This window comes from Chelativorans sp. ZYF759 (assembly GCF_012911015.1).
Taxonomy (GTDB): domain Bacteria; phylum Pseudomonadota; class Alphaproteobacteria; order Rhizobiales; family Rhizobiaceae; genus ZYF759.
Genome location: NZ_WVVV01000004.1, coordinates 272,867 through 289,575 on the forward strand (window position 1 = coordinate 272,867; position 16,709 = coordinate 289,575).

16 protein-coding genes are annotated in these 16,709 nt (G+C 63.6%); 10 read left to right on the forward strand and 6 right to left on the reverse strand.

Annotated elements, in window-relative coordinates:
- Window positions 1-240: 240 nt before the first annotated feature.
- The 5 genes from GRZ55_RS09175 to GRZ55_RS09195 all read left to right on the forward strand — a co-directional run bounded on the left by GRZ55_RS09175 (window position 241) and on the right by GRZ55_RS09195 (window position 4,899).
- Window positions 241-963 carry an ABC transporter ATP-binding protein gene (locus GRZ55_RS09175; protein WP_246734638.1) on the forward strand — a complete coding sequence of 241 codons (723 nt, stop codon included), beginning with the start codon at window positions 241-243 and terminating at the stop codon, window positions 961-963.
- Window positions 956-1,696, forward strand: a complete 741-nt coding sequence (locus GRZ55_RS09180; protein ID WP_169286592.1) for an ABC transporter ATP-binding protein — start codon at window positions 956-958, stop codon at window positions 1,694-1,696. Before GRZ55_RS09175 ends, GRZ55_RS09180 begins: the two co-directional genes overlap by 8 nt.
- A 93-nt stretch (window positions 1,697-1,789) precedes the next feature.
- A complete protein-coding gene (locus GRZ55_RS09185) occupies window positions 1,790-2,950 on the forward strand; it encodes an ABC transporter substrate-binding protein (RefSeq protein WP_246734639.1) in 1,161 nt (386 codons plus the stop codon).
- A gap of 75 nt (window positions 2,951-3,025) precedes the next feature.
- A complete protein-coding gene (locus GRZ55_RS09190) occupies window positions 3,026-3,913 on the forward strand; it encodes a branched-chain amino acid ABC transporter permease (RefSeq protein WP_169286594.1) in 888 nt (295 codons plus the stop codon).
- Between the two features lie 77 nt (window positions 3,914-3,990).
- Window positions 3,991-4,899, forward strand: coding sequence for a branched-chain amino acid ABC transporter permease (locus GRZ55_RS09195; protein ID WP_246734640.1), 909 nt, complete (start codon window positions 3,991-3,993; stop codon window positions 4,897-4,899).
- Window positions 4,900-4,907: 8 nt separating this feature from the next.
- On the opposite strand, the gene GRZ55_RS09200 is transcribed toward GRZ55_RS09195, so the two are convergent.
- Window positions 4,908-5,693 carry an endonuclease/exonuclease/phosphatase family protein gene (locus tag GRZ55_RS09200; RefSeq protein ID WP_246734642.1) on the reverse strand — a complete coding sequence of 262 codons (786 nt, stop codon included), beginning with the start codon at window positions 5,691-5,693 and terminating at the stop codon, window positions 4,908-4,910.
- 154 nt (window positions 5,694-5,847) lie between these two features.
- Complete coding sequence (locus tag GRZ55_RS09205; RefSeq protein WP_169286597.1) at window positions 5,848-7,293, reverse strand: phospholipase D-like domain-containing protein; 1,446 nt, start codon at window positions 7,291-7,293, stop codon at window positions 5,848-5,850.
- A 144-nt stretch (window positions 7,294-7,437) separates the two neighbouring features.
- On the opposite strand from GRZ55_RS09205, the gene GRZ55_RS09210 reads away from it, so the two are divergent.
- Together GRZ55_RS09210 and GRZ55_RS09215 are read left to right on the forward strand one after the other, a co-directional pair.
- The gene (locus GRZ55_RS09210; protein WP_169286598.1) at window positions 7,438-8,817 is read left to right on the forward strand and encodes a nodulation protein NfeD; all 1,380 of its coding nucleotides are present in this window, start codon (window positions 7,438-7,440) and stop codon (window positions 8,815-8,817) included.
- Between the two features lie 34 nt (window positions 8,818-8,851).
- Complete coding sequence (locus GRZ55_RS09215) at window positions 8,852-9,634, forward strand: slipin family protein (RefSeq protein ID WP_169286599.1); 783 nt, start codon at window positions 8,852-8,854, stop codon at window positions 9,632-9,634.
- 17 nt (window positions 9,635-9,651) lie between these two features.
- On the opposite strand, the gene lpdA is transcribed toward GRZ55_RS09215, so the two are convergent.
- The 4 genes from lpdA to GRZ55_RS09235 are packed head-to-tail and all read right to left on the reverse strand — an operon-like array spanning window position 9,652 to window position 14,616.
- Window positions 9,652-11,049, reverse strand: a complete 1,398-nt coding sequence (gene lpdA / locus GRZ55_RS09220; protein WP_169286600.1) for a dihydrolipoyl dehydrogenase — start codon at window positions 11,047-11,049, stop codon at window positions 9,652-9,654.
- Window positions 11,050-11,053: 4 nt separating this feature from the next.
- Window positions 11,054-12,364 carry a dihydrolipoamide acetyltransferase family protein gene (locus GRZ55_RS09225; protein ID WP_169286601.1) on the reverse strand — a complete coding sequence of 437 codons (1,311 nt, stop codon included), beginning with the start codon at window positions 12,362-12,364 and terminating at the stop codon, window positions 11,054-11,056.
- On the reverse strand, window positions 12,364-13,380 hold the full coding sequence (locus GRZ55_RS09230; protein ID WP_169286602.1) for an alpha-ketoacid dehydrogenase subunit beta: 1,017 nt from the start codon (window positions 13,378-13,380) through the stop codon (window positions 12,364-12,366). Before GRZ55_RS09230 ends, GRZ55_RS09225 begins: the two co-directional genes overlap by 1 nt.
- A gap of 3 nt (window positions 13,381-13,383) precedes the next feature.
- Window positions 13,384-14,616: a 3-methyl-2-oxobutanoate dehydrogenase (2-methylpropanoyl-transferring) subunit alpha gene (locus tag GRZ55_RS09235; protein ID WP_169286603.1), complete on the reverse strand. Its 1,233-nt coding sequence runs from the start codon at window positions 14,614-14,616 to the stop codon at window positions 13,384-13,386.
- Between the two features lie 174 nt (window positions 14,617-14,790).
- On the opposite strand from GRZ55_RS09235, the gene GRZ55_RS09240 reads away from it, so the two are divergent.
- The 3 genes from GRZ55_RS09240 to GRZ55_RS09250 all read left to right on the forward strand — a co-directional run bounded on the left by GRZ55_RS09240 (window position 14,791) and on the right by GRZ55_RS09250 (window position 16,662).
- Window positions 14,791-15,252, forward strand: a complete 462-nt coding sequence (locus tag GRZ55_RS09240) for a VOC family protein (protein ID WP_169286604.1) — start codon at window positions 14,791-14,793, stop codon at window positions 15,250-15,252.
- Window positions 15,253-15,275: 23 nt separating this feature from the next.
- Window positions 15,276-15,707 carry a VOC family protein gene (locus GRZ55_RS09245; RefSeq protein WP_169286605.1) on the forward strand — a complete coding sequence of 144 codons (432 nt, stop codon included), beginning with the start codon at window positions 15,276-15,278 and terminating at the stop codon, window positions 15,705-15,707.
- Between the two features lie 64 nt (window positions 15,708-15,771).
- Window positions 15,772-16,662 (forward strand): LysR family transcriptional regulator, encoded by an 891-nt coding sequence (locus tag GRZ55_RS09250; RefSeq protein ID WP_169286606.1) that lies wholly within the window; start codon window positions 15,772-15,774, stop codon window positions 16,660-16,662.
- Window positions 16,663-16,709 lie beyond the last annotated feature (47 nt).

Here is a 16,709-nt window from a genome sequence, read left to right on the forward strand (position 1 = left end):
TTGAATGCCGCAGGGGAATACTGAACTCCAGGCCTTTCCACGCTTCGATAAGCCAGGCAGGCGAGCGGAGTGGCGATTTCATTAGCTTGAATCTCCAAGCCAGCCGTGCATCATTCTCACCAGTGTCGCATGCGAACCACGGGATCTGCCCAGAGAGGCCGACCAGAGGGGAGTTCGGATGAGGCCATGGAGGAGGATAATTTGACCGCAAGCGAAGGCACGATTCTCCAGGCGGAGGATCTGACGAAGGAATTCAAGGGTTTCTTCGCGGTGGACGGCGTGAACCTGTCCATCAAGCGGGGGTCGATCCACGCCCTGATCGGACCGAACGGCGCCGGCAAGACCACCTGTTTCAACCTTTTGACCAAGTTCCTGCCACCGACGCGGGGGCGGATAACCTTCAAGGGCCAAGACATCACTGCCATGTCGCCCGCCGACATCGCACGGCTCGGCATGGTTCGCTCGTTCCAGATCTCGGCGGTCTTCCCCCATTTGAGCGCGATCGAGAACGTGCGCATCGCGCTGCAACGCCAGCGCGGCGACAGTTTCGATTTCTGGCGGTCCGAAAGGGTGCTCAACGAGTTCAACTCACGGGCAGCGGAACTTCTGGCGGATGTCGGACTGACCGAATTCTCCAACGTCCAGGCCGTGGAACTGCCTTACGGCCGCAAGCGCGCGCTGGAAATCGCGACGACGCTAGCCCTCGATCCCGAGATGCTGCTGCTGGACGAACCAACGGCCGGCATGACGCCCGAAGACGTGGAGCGTGTCGCAGCCCTCATCAAGCGCATCGGGGCCAACCGGACGATCTTGATGGTGGAGCACAATCTCTCGGTGGTCTCGACCATTTCCGACACGATCACGGTTCTCGCCCGCGGCAAGGTTCTGGCCGAGGGCAATTACGAGACCGTATCGAAAGACCCGCGCGTGGTCGAAGCCTATATCGGAGGTGGACATGGCTGAGGCAGCGCTCAAGGTACAGGGGACGGACGTCGCGACACCGCTGCTGAAGGTGTCGAACCTCGAAGGCTGGTATGGCGAAAGCCATGTGCTGCACGGCATCGATTTCGAGGTGAGACCCGGCGAGGTTGTGACATTGCTGGGGCGCAACGGCGCCGGCAAGACGACGACCATGAAGGCCCTGATGGGCATCCTGACCAAACGCAAGGGATCGGTCGTGTTCGACGGACACGAGACGATCGGCCTGCCAGCGCGCGCGATCGCAAAGCTCGGCATGGGCTACGTGCCCGAAGAGCGCGGCATCTTCTCCTCGCTTTCCGTCGAGGAAAATCTGATGCTGCCGCCAAGGGTCAAGCCGGGCGGGCTGAGCCTCGATCAGATTTTCGAGCTGTTCCCCAACATCAAGGAAAGGCTGTCAAGCCAGGGTACAAAGCTCTCGGGCGGCGAGCAGCAGATGCTGGCCATCGGTCGTATTCTGCGCACAGGTGCAAACCTCCTGCTTCTGGACGAGCCGACCGAGGGCCTTGCCCCGGTCATCGTGCAGCAGATTGGCGCGACAATCGCCCGGTTGAAGGCCGAAGGTTTCACCATCGTGCTGGTCGAGCAGAACTTCCACTTCGCCTCGTCGGTCGCCGACCGCCATTACGTCGTCGAGCAGGGCAAGGTGATCGACACGATCCAGAATGCGGAGCTGGAGGCCAATATCGATAAGCTGCACGCCTATCTCGGTGTGTAGCAGCGATCAAACAGGCGCCAAAAGGTGCCAAAAATGGAGGAGAAGAGCATGAACAAGACAGGTTTCGTCCTGGCCGCGCTGGCGGCATCGCTGATGAGCACGGCTGTCTATGCCGACGACATCAACATCAAGATCGGCGTCCTCAACGATCGATCCGGTCTTTATGCCGACCTTTCGGGCGAAGGCTCCGTGATTGCCGCCCGCATGGCAGTCGAGGATTTCGGCGCCGCCGAGAAAGGCATCAATGTCGAGATCGTCTCGGCCGACCACCAGAACCGTCCTGACGTTGCCTCCACCGTGGCCCGCCAGTGGTATGACGAGGAAGACGTGGACGTGATCGTCGACGTTCCCACCTCTTCGGCGGCGCTTGCCGTCAACGAACTGTCTGCCGAGCGTGGCAAGGTGTTCCTCGTATCCGGAGCCGCGACGTCGGATCTGACCGGCCCCGCCTGCAACGCGACGACCATCCACTGGACCTACGACACCTGGGCGCTCGCCAACGGCACCGGCAGCGCGATGGTGGAACAGGGTGGCGATACCTGGTTCTTCCTGACGGCGGACTACGCCTTCGGCCACGCCCTGGAGCGTGACACTTCCGCGGTGGTCGAGGCAGCCGGCGGCGAGGTCGTCGGCACCGTCCGCCATCCCTTCCCCGGCCAGGACTTTTCGTCCTTCCTGCTGCAGGCGCAGGCCTCCGGCGCCAGCGTCATCGGCCTGGCAAATGCAGGCGGCGACACCACCAACTCGATCATGCAGGCAGCGGAGTTCGGCATTACCCAGGCCGGCCAGGCACTTGCGGGCCTGCTCGTCTTCATCACCGACGTCAACGCGCTCGGGCTGGAGACCGCACAGGGCCTCGTCCTGACCGAAAGCTTCTACTGGGATCTGAACGAAGGCACGCGTGAATGGTCCGAGCGCTTCGCTGAAGAACTCGGCACCGGCAACATGCCGACCATGGTTCAGGCCGGCGTCTATTCCTCCGTACTCCACTACCTGAAGGCGGTCGAGGAAACCGGCAGCAAGGATGCCGAAGAAGTCGTGGCGGCAATGAAGGAAATGCCGACCGACGATCCGCTGTTCGGCCCGGGCGAGGTGCGCCAGGACGGGCGCAAGATCCACGACCTGTACCTCTTCAGAGTGAAGACGCCCGAGGAGTCCGAGGGCCCCTGGGACTATTACGAGACCTTGTCCACGATCCCTGCGGCTCAGGCCTTCCGCCCCATGGAAGACGGCAATTGCCCGCTGGTGCAGTGACCGACTGACAACACGAACAGGGCGCGCTGAACGGCGCGCCCTGCCCCAAAGTCATCCTTCCGGCAGGACGCAGCCATGTTCGAGCTACTGGGAATTACGCCACAGGCCCTTTTCGGCCAGTTGCTTCTGGGCCTGATCAACGGCTCGTTCTATGCGATGCTGAGCCTCGGCCTGGCGATCATCTTCGGCCTTCTCAACATCATCAACTTCACCCATGGCGCGCAATACATGCTCGGCGCCTTCGTGACCTGGGCGCTGCTGCACTATTTCGGCCTGAGCTACTGGTGGGCCCTCCCCCTGGCCCCGCTGATCGTCGGCGCCTCCGGCATCGTGATCGAGAAACTCTTCATATCGCGGCTCTACCACCTGGACCATCTCTACGGCCTGCTGCTGACATTCGGCCTGGCGCTCATCATCCAGGGCGTGCTGCGCAACAATTTCGGCATATCCGGCCTGCCCTACTCGATACCGCCTCAACTTTCCGGCGGCCAGAATCTCGGTTTCATGTTCCTGCCCAACTATCGCGCCTGGATCATCCTCGTCTCCGTCATCGTCTGTTTCGGCACCTGGTTCGTCATCGAGAAGACGCGGCTCGGCGCCTATCTGCGTGCCGCCACCGAGAACCCCACGCTGACGGGCGCCTTCGGCCTCAACGTGCCGCTGATGATCACCCTCACCTACGGTTTCGGCGTGGCGCTGGCAGCGCTTGCCGGCGTGCTTGCCGCGCCGATCTATTCGCTCAACCCCAACATGGGTGCCGAGTTGATCATCGTGGTGTTCGCCGTGGTCGTCATCGGCGGAATGGGATCGATCCTGGGCGCCATCGTGACCGGTTTCGGCCTCGGGCTCGTCGAGGGTCTGACCCGCGTCTTCTACCCTGAAGGCTCGGCCGTCGTCATATTCGTCATCATGGCCATCGTGCTGCTCATCAAGCCAGCCGGACTGTTCGGGAGGACCGCCTGATGGCCGTCGATGTTCAGACTACCTCAAATGTCGCACCCGTCGCCCAGCGGGGCGCGAAAGGCATGTCGACCCTGCACATGGCGATCTTCGCCGCCCTGCTTGTTGCCGGCCTGATCGCACCCTTCTTCCTCTACCCTGTCTTCCTGATGAAGGTGCTGTGCTTCGCGCTGTTTGCCTGCGCGTTCAACCTGCTGCTCGGTTTCGGCGGGTTGCTGTCATTCGGCCACGCTGCCTATTTCGGCGCGGCGAGCTATGTCGCGGCCCATGCCGCAAAGGTATGGGGCCTGACGCCGGAACTCGCCATCCTGGCCGGCACCGGGGCGGCTTTGATCCTCGGCGTGCTCATCGGCTCGCTCGCCATTCGCCGCCAGGGCATCTATTTCGCGATGGTCACGCTGGCTTTCGCGCAAATGGTCTTCTTCTTCTCCCTTCAGGCGCCCTTTACGGGCGGCGAGGATGGCATCCAGGCCGTACCGCGCGGCCATCTGTTCGGGCTCCTCAATCTGCGCCCGGATTTCACGCTCTATTTCGTGGTGCTGGCCATCACCTTCGGTGGCATCCTGTTCATCTACCGGATCATCCACTCCCCCTTCGGGCAGGTGCTGAAGGCGATCCGCGAGAACGAGCCGCGCGCGATCTCGCTCGGCTACCGCACCAACCGCTACAAGCTTGCCGTGTTCGTTCTCTCGGCAGGCTTCGCCGGACTTGCGGGTGCGACCAAGGCGCTTGTCTTCCAGCTCGCCTCGCTGACGGACGTCCACTGGACGATGTCTGGCGAAGTGGTGCTGATGACCCTGATCGGCGGCATGGGTACCGTTTTTGGCCCCATCGTCGGCGCCACGGTCATCGTGACCATGCAGAACTATCTCGCGACGTGGGGCGCCTGGGTGACCATCGTGCAGGGCACGATTTTCGTCATCGCCGTCCTGCTGTTCCGCGAAGGCATCGTCGGCGTGATCTCAAAGTGGGTGAAACGGCCCCTGTAAGATTTGCCCTACAGGGCGGGATCGCGAGGGAACTGGCCGTTTCCTGACGTGATCCGCGCGAGATCGATCGTGGCCTTGATCGGCAGATGATCGGAGGCGACGCGTGCCAACGGCGAATCGTGCGCCTCAATGCGCGTTACCAGCCCACCGGGGCTGCTCAACACGCGATCGAGGGCAAAGACCGGGAACTGTGCCGGGAAGCTTGGCACTGGCGCGCCCACCGGACCGAAATGCGGATCGAGCGTGAGCAGCGATGAGCGATCCCCAATGCGCCACTCGTTGAGATCGCCCAGGATCAGGGTCGGCGGGCCATCGGTCTTCACCTGGGCCTTGATGGCCTGCAGCTGACGCTTGCGCGAATGGCGCAGCAAGCCGAGATGGGCCGCGATGATGCGCAGGGGCGAGGCTTCCAGTTCCAGATCGACGATGATGGCACCGCGCGGTTCGGCGCCCGGCAGTTTCAGCCGCTCCACACCGGTGATCGCGCCCGAGCGGTAGAGAAGCGCATTGCCGTGCCAGCCATGGCCGCTGGCGAGCGTCGAGACGGAGGCGGGCACGAGGCCCGTGCGCTTTTCGATCGCTTCCATGTCGAGAAGTCCGTCGCGGCGGCCAAATCTCTTGTCGGCCTCCTGCAGAGCGATGACGTCCGGATCGATTTCGGCGATGACCTCCGCGATCCGGCCAGGGTCAAACCGGCCATCCGAGCCGACGCATTTATGGATGTTGTAGGAAGCGATGAGGAAGTCGCCGCGGTGGCCACCTTCCTCCGGAGCGCGAAGATAGGGGCCTTGCATGGGTTGCAATGCGGTCAGCAGCCGCGGCGTCAACCGCTTGGTCCTCTTCATTCATTCCGTCCGTGGCGAATCCGTTGCATGCGCGAGCCTAAGCTGATTGTTGCCTCAAATCGTAGTCACAATTGGTCCAATTCGCGGGAAAGGTTCCGGGTTCCTAAAGATAGGGAGAGGCCAGCCATACGACACGGTTTCTCAGCCGCTTCCAGAATGGCCGCGCGCCCAGAGTTTCCAGGGTCTCCTGCCATGCATCGCCCATGCGCGCGCTGATATGGGCGTCGAGCCCCGCAACGAGGTCCGCGTCGAAGACCTCCATGTCGAGTTCGAAGTTCAGCCGCAGGCTGCGAGGATCGAGGTTCGACGAGCCGAGCAGAGCCCAGTTTCCATCAACTGTCATGAGCTTGGCATGATCGAAGGTGCCGCGCGTGCGCCATACGCGACAGCCCGCCGCAACCACCTGATCGAGCTGCGCCGTCATCGCGAAGTCGACCAGTCGCAGATTGTTGGCAGCCGGTATGACGATGTCCACTTCCACGCCGCGCCGAGCCGCGACACCGATGGCGCCAATGAGCTGCTGATCGGGCAGGAAATAGGGCGAGCAGATCGCGATACGGTGGCGGGCAACCGAGATCGCGCCCATCACCATCGTGTGGGTGGCGGCGAGATAGCTGTCGGGACCGGAGACGATGCAGCGCGCAGCCGACTTGCCCACCGGTCTGGCTGTCCCCCCCATCCAGGCCTCGCCCTCCAGCGTCTCGCCGGTGGTGAAACTCCAGTCGTCGGCGAAGACCGCGAGTAACTGATCGACGACGGGACCGCGCACCCTGAAATGCATGTCGCGACCGACCGCCGCGCCAGCGAAGTCGCTGTGGAATCCTGCCCGGATGTTCATCCCACCCGTGAAGCTTGTCTCACCGTCAACAACCATGATCTTGCGGTGATTGCGCAGATTGGCATAGGGCAGCCTCAGCCCCAGCAATGCGCCGAGGAAGAGTTCGGCTGAAACGCCCCCCTCACGCAAGGCGCCAATAATGGGCGGCCGCGAATAGCGCGCGCCCACCGCGTCGATCAGCACGCGCACCTCGACGCCTCGCTGCCGAGCCGCCACGAGCGCGTCGGCGAATTGCCGCCCCATCCCGTCATTGTCGAAGATGTAACTGGAAAGAGCGATATGCCGCCTGGCCGAGCGGATGGCCTCCAGCATCGCGGGATAGGCCGCATCGCCTCCCACCAGAGGCTCGATTTGGTTCCCCCCGATCAGGGGAAAGGGCGCGACCCGGTCGCCCAGCTTCTTCATGGATTGGAAGCGTGCCTCGGGCGGGATAAGGCCCGTCGAAGCCCCCGCGCCATGGAGGGCACGATGATGCCTGCTTTCGGCGCGGAAACGCTTATTGCCGATCGACACGCGGCGGATGCGATTGATGCCGGCCACGAGATAGAGCCCCGCGCCCACAAACGGCGAAAGCAGAATCACGCCGACCCAGGCGATGGCGGCGCGAGGGTCCTCCTTCGTCATGGCGGCGTGAATGGCAGCGGTGATTCCGATCACGCCGCTCGCCATCGCCACGATGTAAGGCCACCAACCCTCAAGGGCCTCCAGCATTCACTTCTCCCAGACCGTCCAGGCATGCTGGTATCGGGAGGGTTGCCCTGTCGGCAAGCCCATACGGTCGCAGCCCCTTATATTTGGCGGCAACTGAAATATATAGTGAGCATGACGAACACTGTCCGGACCATGCAAAGACCCATGTCCGTTCTCAGGGTCTCGCGCATCCTCGTACTGGCGATGCTGGCGTTGCTGGGCGCCTGGGGCATAGTGGCCTCAGGCAGCGAACGGACGGCCGTAGTTCTCAAATTCGAAGGCGCCGTTACGCCAGCCAGTGCCGACTACATCATCCGCGGTATTAATGGCGCGGCAGAGCGTGACGCAGGCATCGTCATCATCGAAATGGACACGCCAGGCGGCCTCGACAGTTCGATGCGCCAGATCATCCGGGCAATTATCGATTCTCCCATACCAGTCGCGACCTATGTCGCCCCGAGCGGCGCGCGGGCGGCGAGTGCCGGAACCTATATTCTCTATGCCAGCCACGTCGCCGCCATGGCGCCCAGCACGCATCTGGGCGCGGCCACGCCGGTGGCGATCGGCGGTGGCGGCATGCCATTCGGCGGCAGGGACGACGAGGGTGAGGATGATTCAGGTGGCACCGCCCGTCCGCCGGCCAGCGCGCAGGAGGCCAAGGCCATCAACGATGCCGTTGCCTATATCCGCGGGCTGGCCGAGATGCGCGGTCGCAACGCCGACTGGGCAGAACGCGCCGTGCGCGAGGCGGCCACGCTGACATCCAGCGCTGCCAGCCGGGAAAACGTCATCGACTTCACGGCAACCTCGGTCGAGGACCTGCTCGAGAAATCACATGGGATGACGATCCAGCTCGGGCAGGCGGAGACGGTGCTCGAGACCCGGGGGCTTACGATCGAAGTGGTGGAGCCCGACTGGCGAACGCAGCTTCTGGCCATCATAACGAACCCTAATGTGGCCCTGATCTTCATGATGGTGGGTGTATACGGGCTGATCTTCGAGTTCATGAATCCCGGGACACTGGTGCCCGGCACGATCGGCGGCATCAGCCTCATCCTGGGCCTCTACTCGCTCGCCGTCCTACCGGTCAGCTATGCCGGCGTCGGGCTTCTCATCCTGGGCCTTATACTGATGGTAGCGGAAGCCTTCGCACCCTCGTTCGGGATATTGGGCATCGGTGGCGCGATCGCCTTCGTGCTCGGCGCGGCGATCCTCTTCGACACCGACGTGCCCGGAATCGAAATCTCCTGGGCCGTCATCGGCGGCGTCGCGGCATCGAGCCTCATCCTGACGCTCATTATCGCACGCCTCGCCTTGCGTTCGACCCGCTCAAAGGTGGTCAGCGGCCGCGAGGAACTGATCGGCGCAATGGCCGAAGTCCTCGACTGGAAGGGACAGAAGGGCCACGTCTTCGTGCACGGAGAACGCTGGCAGGCAACTGCCGATCAGGCGATGATTCCCGGGCAGCCGGTGCGCGTCGTCGCACTCGACGGGCTGACCCTCAAGATAGACACCCAAGGGGCGCAAGAGACCCCGACCGGCTGACGAACTGCCGGACCAGACCGACAGGAGCGACACCATGGATATTTTCGGCGACCTCATCTTCTACGTCGTCATACTCGTCATTCTGCTGGCCATCCTTGGCTCGGCCGTCAAAATTCTGCGAGAATACGAACGCGGCGTCGTCTTCACCCTCGGCCGCTTCACGGGCACCAAAGGCCCCGGCCTGATCCTGCTGATCCCCTACATCCAACAGATGGTCCGCATCGACCTGCGCACGCTGGTCCTCGACGTGCCCAGCCAGGACGTGATCAGCCAGGACAACGTCTCAGTCCGCGTCAATGCGGTGATCTATTTCCGCGTCATCGACCCGGAAAAAGCGACCATCCAGGTCGAGAACTACATGCAGGCGACATCGGAACTGGCGCAGACCACGCTGCGCTCGGTACTGGGCAAGCATGAGCTGGACGAAATGCTGTCGGAACGCGACAAGCTCAACAACGACATTCAGGAGATCCTGGACGCGCAGACCGATGCCTGGGGCATCAAGGTGGCGAATGTCGAGATCAAGCATGTCGACATCAATGAGAGCATGATCCGCGCCATTGCCCGCCAGGCCGAGGCCGAGCGCGAGCGGCGTGCCCGGGTCATCAATGCCGAGGGCGAGCAGCAGGCCGCGGCCAAGCTTCTGGAAGCGGCCGAAATCCTCGGCAGGCGGCCCGAAGCCATGCAGCTTCGCTATCTCTCCTCGCTCAACTTCATCGCCGGCGAGAAGAACTCGACCATCGTCTTCCCCTTCCCGATGGAACTGGCGAGCATGGTGCCTGGCCTGTTCAACAAGGACGGCACCGCCAAGAAATAGAGGCGCGGCCAGACAGCTCAGATGTGCAGCGGGTGGCCCAAAGCGCGCAGGGCCGCCTCGTGAAAGGCCTCGCCCTGCGTGGGATGTGCGTGGATCGTGCCAGCGATGTCTTCCAGCCGCGCGCCCATCTCGAGCGCGAGCGCGAAGGCGGACGACAGCTCTGCAACCCCGTGGCCGACCGCCTGGATGCCCAACACCAGGTGATTGTCCGCGCGGGCCACGATCCGCACGAAGCCTTCCTCCGCCTGCATGGTCATGGCGCGGCCATTGGCCGTGAAGGGAAACTGGGCGACGCGGATTTCCCGTCCGGCTTCACGGGCCTCCTCCGGCGACAGTCCAACCGTCACGATCTCGGGGTCGGTAAAGCAGACGGCCGGGATGCAGCGCTTGTCCCACAGCCGACGATGGCCGGCCACGATCTCGGCGACCATTTCTCCTTGAGCCATGGCGCGGTGTGCCAGCATCGGCTCGCCGGTAACGTCGCCAATGGCATATATGCCCCGCATGGAGGTCTGGCAGCCTTCGTCGACCCGGATGAAACGCCCATCCATGTCGAGGACGAGCTCTTCGCGACCCCACCCATCCGTGACCGGCCTGCGTCCTACCGTCACCAGAACGTTGTCGCAGGCCAGCCGGGCCTCCTCGCCCTGAGCGGTTTCGACGAGGAGCACGCCCTCGCGGGACGATAGCCCGCGCGCCCTGGCGCCAAGCATCAACTCGACGCCGAGTTCCCCGAGCCGCTTCTCGACCGGCCGGGTGAGTTCCGGGTCGTAGCGCGGCAGAATACGCTCTTCCGCTTCCACGATCGTCACGCTGGTTCCCAGACGCGCAAAGGCCATACCCAGCTCCAGCCCGATATAGCCGGCCCCCAGAACCGCCAGCGATCCTGGCAGCGCGGTCAGCGAAAGAGCTTCGCTTGAGGAGATGATCTTGCCGCCGAAGGGAAGACCGGAGAGTTCGCTCGGACGCGAACCGGTGGCGATCACCACGTTCTCGGCGCGGATGACCTGCCTGCCGGTCTCCGACTCGACCTCGACCGTCTTGCCATCCCTGAAACGCGCATGGCCGTGCACGATCTTGACCTTGGCTTTCTTGAGAAGGCCGCTGACGCCGGTGGTGAGACGACCCACAATGCCATCCTTCCATTCGACCGCACGGGAAAGATCGAAGCTGGGATCGCTCAAGCCGATACCAAGCGGGCTGTCTCCGGCTGCCAGCCCGGCAACCTTTTCATATTCTCCAGCCACGTGGATCAGCGCCTTTGACGGGATGCAGCCGACATTGAGACAGGCGCCGCCCACCTGGCCTGCCTCCACGATCACCGTGTCGATGCCCAGCTGCCCGGCGCGAATCGCACATACGTATCCCCCTGGACCGGCGCCGATCACGAGCAGCCTGCATGAGATTTCCTTCATCAGCCTACTCCACGAAGATCAGCGCGGGTGTCTCGAGCAGCGTCTTCAGCCGCTGGACGAAGGTGGCGGCATCCCACCCGTCGACCACCCGGTGATCGAAACCGCAGGAGAGGTTCATCATGCGACGCGGGATGAATTGCGAGCCATCCCAATGCGGCCGGACGGCGATTTTGTTCACCCCGACGATGGCCACCTCGGGATGATTGATGACGGGCGTGGTGACTATGCCCCCCATCGGACCCAGAGACGTGATGGTGATGGTGGAACCCGACAGTTCCTCGCGTCGTGCCGAGCCATCGCGGGCCGCTTCAGCAAGCCGGGAAATCTCGGCCGCGCATCCGAATATGTCGCGAGCTTCCGCGTGATGCAGGACGGGTACCATCAGGCCCGACGGGGTCTGCGTCGCAATGCCGACATGGACGCCGCCATGGCGATGGACGATGCCGGCCTCGTCGTCGAAGAGCGCATTGATGCCGGGCTGCTCGCCCACCGCCTTGACGATCGCCCGCACGAGGAAGGGGAGCAGGGTCAGCTTGGATCTCGTCTCTCCCTGCTTCTCGCGGTTGAGCTTGCCTCGCAGATGCTCCAATTCGGTGACATCGACCTCCTCCACATAGGTGATGTGAGGGATCTTAGATTTCGCGAGCGTCATCTTTTCGGCGATGCGACGGCGCAGGCCCGTGACCTTGACCTCGGTGATGGAACTGTCGCGCAAGAGTGCCGGGCCCGCAGTTGTGGAAGGGCCAGTGGATGCGAACGCGTCGAGATCCTCGTGGGTGATGCGGCCTGCCGGACCCGTTCCCGCGAGCTGGCGCAGATCGATGCCAGCCTCGCGGGCGCGCAGCCTCACCGCCGGCGACGCAACCGGCTTTTCGGCGGGAGCACGCTGTGCGACACGCGTCCGGTCGGCCTCGGATGGCTGGGGAAGCCTCGCCTCCACCACGTCCTCCTTTGACGGTGGCGGCAGGTGCTCACCCTCGGGGGCCATGCCTTCTGCGATGGGTGCCTCGCCCTGGCCGTCATCCATCGGATCGGCAGCGTCAGCAGCCGGTTCCGCCGATCGGGTGCCCTCCCCTGCGATACCGATGCGCACCAGCGGAGAGCCCACGGCCACGACATCGCCGACTTCGGCACCAAGCCAGATGATCTCGCCGTCGACGGGCGTCGGTATTTCCACGGTCGCCTTGTCGGTCATCACCGCAGCCACGACGTCGTCCTCGCGAACCGGGTCGCCGACCTTGACGTGCCACTCGACCAGTTCGGCTTCGGCGACGCCTTCGCCGACATCCGGCAGCTTGATGGTGTGTTCGCCCATCACGCGGCCTCCATCACTTCGACAAGGGCCCTGGCGATGCGCGCCGGTCCGGGGAAATAGTCCCACTCCTGGGCATGCGGATAGGGCGTGTCCCAGCCGGTCACCCGGGCGATCGGCGCCTCAAGGTGATAGAAGCAGTGCTCCTGGACAAGCGCCGCGAGTTCCGCCCCGAAACCCGAGGTGAGTGTCGCCTCATGCACTATGACACAGTGCCCGGTCTTCTTGACCGAGGCCACAATGGTCTCGAGGTCCAGCGGCAGGAGCGTTCTGAGATCGATGATCTCGGCATCGATTCCGGCTTCCCGGGCGGCGGCTTCCGAGACATGCACCATCGTCCCATAGGCCAGAACCGAGACGGCTGCCCCTTGCCGACGCACGATCGCCTTGCCGAGCGGGGTGGCGAAATGCCCCTCGCCGACCTCACCCAGCGGATGCTTCGACCATGGCGTGACGGGACGGTCGGGATGGCCATCGAAGGGGCCGTTATAGAGCCGCTTGGGTTCCAGGAAGATGACCGGGTCGGGGTCCTCTATTGCCGCGATCAAAAGGCCTTTCGCATCCACCGGGTTGGAGGGGACAACGACCTTCAACCCGCTGACATGGGTGAACAGCGCCTCCGGGCTCTGGCTGTGGGTCTGGCCGCCGAAAATGCCGCCGCCGGTCGGCATGCGGATGACCATCGGGCATGTGAACTGGCCGGCCGAGCGGTAGCGGATGCGGGCGGCCTCGGAGACGATCTGGTCGTAGGCGGGATAGACGTAGTCGGCGAACTGCACCTCGATGCAGGGCTTCAGCCCATAGGCCGCCATGCCGATGGCGGCGCCCACAATTCCGAGCTCCGAGATCGGCGCGTCGAAACAGCGATGCGTTCCGTATTTCTGCTGCAGACCCGCGGTACAGCGGAAGACGCCGCCGAAATAGCCGACATCCTCGCCGAACACGACCACGTCCTCGTCGCGGCCCATGGAGACGTCCATCGCATCGCGGATGGCCTCGATCATGGTCATGCGCGGCATCGGCTAGATCCCCGCCTTCTGGCGCTGGCGCCTGAGATGAGCCGGCATGTCGGCATAGACGCCCTCGAACATGTCGCGCGCCGAAGGCTTGCCGCCCGAATGCAGCGTGCCGTGCTTTTCGGCCTCCTTCTGCGCGGCGATGATGGTGTCCTTGACCTCCGCCTCGGCCTGGACGTGCCGTTCCTCGCTCCAGGCACCGATCTTGATCAGATGGTTCTTCAGCCGGATCACCGGATCGCCCAGCGGCCAGGAATCGGATTCGGTCTTTGGCCGATAGGCGGAGGGATCATCGGATGTGGAGTGCGCACCGACGCGGTAGGTCACGTGCTCGATGAGGGTGGGCCCGAGATTGCGCCGCGCGCGCTCGACCGCCCATTTGGCGACCGCGTGGACCGCCAGATAGTCATTGCCGTCGACCCTGAGCGCGGCGATGCCGAAGCCCAAGCCCCGAGCGGCAAAGGTGCCGGAGCCGCCGCGCGCGATGCCCTGGAAGGTCGAGATCGCCCACTGGTTGTTGACGATGTTGAGCACGACGGGCGCCTTGTAGGTGGAGGCGAAGACGAGGGCCGCGTGAAAGTCGCTTTCGGCGGTCGAGCCGTCGCCGATCCAGCCGGCGGCGATCCGGGTGTCGCCCTTGATGGCGGAGGCCATGGCCCAGCCGACGGCCTGGATGTACTGGGTGCCGAGATTGCCGGAGACGGAGAAGAAGCCGTACTCCTTCGAGGAATAGAGAACCGGAAGCTGCCTGCCTTTCAGCGGATCAGCCTCGTTGGAATAGATCTGGTTCATCATGTCGACCATCGGATAACCACCCGCGATGAGCAGCCCGGCCTGGCGATAGGTCGGGAAGTTCATGTCGCCATCGTCGAGGGCGCGGCGGAAGGCGCAGGAGACGGCCTCCTCGCCCATATGCTGCATGTAGAAGGAGGTCTTGCCCTGGCGTTGCGCGGTCTGCATGCGCGCATCGAAGGCGCGCAGCGTCATCATGTGCTTGAGACCGTCGAGCAATTCGTCGGGCGTCAGCGTCCCGGCCCAGGGGCCGACCGCCTCACCGTCGCGGTTGAGAACCCGGATGATGGAATAGGCCAGGTCGCGCATGTCGCGCGGGTCGGCATCGACCTCGGGACGCGGCACGGTGCCGGCGCGCGGAATCTTGACGTTGGAGAAGTCGGGCTGGTCGCCCGGGCGGACTTCGGGCTCCGGCACGTGGAATCGGAGCTTATGTTTTTGCTGCATGCCGGCGAATACCTCCCTTCGTCGACCGCGTTATCTGCTTGATCATATATCCATGAAACGCGCGGCGACCAGAGCCAGCGACAGCGCCACCATCGGAAAAAGAATTGCGTCGATGTGTCGGATCGCCGGGCCCTGTCCCGTCCTTCGCACGCAATAGCAAAGAAGGAGGAGCCCATGGCCAGCATCACGCCCTTTCTCTGGTTCAACGACGATGCCGAGGACGCGATCGCGTTCTATGCCTCGATCTTCCCCGATGCGCGGATAAGCGACGTGCAGCGGCAGAACGGAAAGTTCTTTCTTGGCCAGTTCGAACTGGCGGGGCAGAAACTCATGGCGCTGAATGGCGGGCCGCAATTCCAGTTCACCGAGGCCATCTCGCTCTATGTGAACTGCAAGGACCAGGCCGAAGTCGACTATTACTGGGACCGGCTGCTGGATGGCGGCGGCAAGCCGCAGCAATGCGGCTGGCTGAAGGACCGCTACGGCCTGTGCTGGCAGATCATACCCGAGGCCCTGCCCAGCCTAATCGGCGACCCCGATCCCAAAAAGGCCGAACGCGCGATGAAGGCGATGCTGCAGATGGTCAAGATCGACGTCGCGCAGCTCGAAGCCGCCCATCGCGGAGACCGGATTTGAATCGGCAAACAGGAGGTTAGCAGATGAGATTCGTTCCCTATCTGAACTTCAAGGGTGATTGCCGCGAGGCGTTCGAGTTCTACGCGAAGCTGCTGGACGGCGAGATAACCGGAATCTTCACCTTCGGCGAGGCGCCGGGCGGGTCCGGGATGGACCCGGACTGGGACGACAAGATCATGAACGCGCATATGGTGTTCGGCCAGCAGGAACTGATGGGCTGCGACGCGCCGCCCCACACGGGCGACGCGACGATGAACGGGTTCTGGGTTTCCATCCAGATCGATGACGAGGCGCGCGCCCAGCGCATCTTCGACGCCTTCGCCGAGGCCGGCACGATCGTCATGCCCTATGGACCGACCTTCTGGGCCAGGCAGTTCGGCATGGTCAGGGACCGCTTTGGTACGCCCTGGATGATCAATTGCGGGATGATCGAGCAGGAGCAAGCGGCGGCCTGAAGGGTGGCGAAGGACTGACAAGAACATCGTGGAACTTGCGCGCCGACCAGACTAGGGTCGGCCCATGATAGACAAGCTCGAATCCTTCATCGCGCTGGCCAGGGCGCAGCATTTCGGCCGAGCAGCCGAAGAGCTCGGCATCACCCAGCCCACACTTTCGGCAGCCATCAAGCAGCTTGAGGGGGAACTCGGCGTCATGCTGGTCAAGCGCGGCTCGCGCTTCCAGGGGCTGACACCGGAGGGCGAGCAGGTTCTCGCCTGGGCACGCCGTATCACCGGCGATGCGCGCACCATGAAGGAGGAGATGCGCGCCGCGCGCCATGGTCTTTCCGGCCGGCTGCGCATTGCCGCGATCCCGACCGCGCTGGCCATGGTCGCGAGGCTGACGACACCGTTTCGCGAGGAACATCCCGGCGTGACGTTCTCCATCCTTTCAAGGACTTCGGTCGAGGTACTGACTCTGCTCGGCAATTTCGACATCGATGCCGGCATCACCTATCTCGACAACGAGCCGCTGGGCCGTGTCGTCTCCGTGCCGCTCTACGAGGAGCGTTATCACCTCATCACGGGCGCGGGGAACAGCTTCTCCGATCGCGATCGCGTCAGCTGGGCCGAAGTCGGGGAACTGCCGCTCTGCCTGCTCACCCCCGACATGCAGAACAGACGGCTGATTGACCAGCACCTGGCAGAGGCCGGATCGGTGGCGCGACCGACGCTGGAATCCAACTCGATGATCGTGCTGTTCTCGCATATACGGACCGGCAAATGGTCGTCGATCATGCCGCTCAACCTGGCTGAGACATTCGGCTTCGGCGAGCCGATCCGCGCTATTCCGATCGTCGAGCCGGATGCCCGCCATACGGTCGGACTGGTGGCGGCGCAGCGCGAACCCCACACGCCGCTCGTGGCGGCCCTTCTCACCGAGGCCCGCAGGCAATCCCATCTCGACGGCTAGGCCACGCTGTATACAGAACCCCCCTTTGATAGAAACTTTCTATCAAA

Bases quoted from the DNA above. Each gene is read 5' to 3' on its own strand.
- GRZ55_RS09180 (WP_169286592.1), top strand. From the start codon at position 956: ATGGCTGAGGCAGCGCTCAAGGTACAGGGGACGGACGTCGCGACACCG.
- GRZ55_RS09185 (WP_246734639.1), top strand. From the start codon at position 1,790: ATGAGCACGGCTGTCTATGCCGACGACATCAACATCAAGATCGGCGTC.
- GRZ55_RS09190 (WP_169286594.1), top strand. From the start codon at position 3,026: ATGTTCGAGCTACTGGGAATTACGCCACAGGCCCTTTTCGGCCAGTTG.
- GRZ55_RS09195 (WP_246734640.1), top strand. From the start codon at position 3,991: ATGGCGATCTTCGCCGCCCTGCTTGTTGCCGGCCTGATCGCACCCTTC.
- GRZ55_RS09200 (WP_246734642.1), bottom strand. From the start codon at position 5,693: ATGCAAGGCCCCTATCTTCGCGCTCCGGAGGAAGGTGGCCACCGCGGC.
- GRZ55_RS09205 (WP_169286597.1), bottom strand. From the start codon at position 7,293: ATGCTGGAGGCCCTTGAGGGTTGGTGGCCTTACATCGTGGCGATGGCG.
- GRZ55_RS09210 (WP_169286598.1), top strand. From the start codon at position 7,438: ATGTCCGTTCTCAGGGTCTCGCGCATCCTCGTACTGGCGATGCTGGCG.
- GRZ55_RS09215 (WP_169286599.1), top strand. From the start codon at position 8,852: ATGGATATTTTCGGCGACCTCATCTTCTACGTCGTCATACTCGTCATT.
- lpdA (WP_169286600.1), bottom strand. From the start codon at position 11,049: ATGAAGGAAATCTCATGCAGGCTGCTCGTGATCGGCGCCGGTCCAGGG.
- GRZ55_RS09225 (WP_169286601.1), bottom strand. From the start codon at position 12,364: ATGGGCGAACACACCATCAAGCTGCCGGATGTCGGCGAAGGCGTCGCC.
- GRZ55_RS09230 (WP_169286602.1), bottom strand. From the start codon at position 13,380: ATGCCGCGCATGACCATGATCGAGGCCATCCGCGATGCGATGGACGTC.
- GRZ55_RS09235 (WP_169286603.1), bottom strand. From the start codon at position 14,616: ATGCAGCAAAAACATAAGCTCCGATTCCACGTGCCGGAGCCCGAAGTC.
- GRZ55_RS09240 (WP_169286604.1), top strand. From the start codon at position 14,791: ATGGCCAGCATCACGCCCTTTCTCTGGTTCAACGACGATGCCGAGGAC.
- GRZ55_RS09245 (WP_169286605.1), top strand. From the start codon at position 15,276: ATGAGATTCGTTCCCTATCTGAACTTCAAGGGTGATTGCCGCGAGGCG.
- GRZ55_RS09250 (WP_169286606.1), top strand. From the start codon at position 15,772: ATGATAGACAAGCTCGAATCCTTCATCGCGCTGGCCAGGGCGCAGCAT.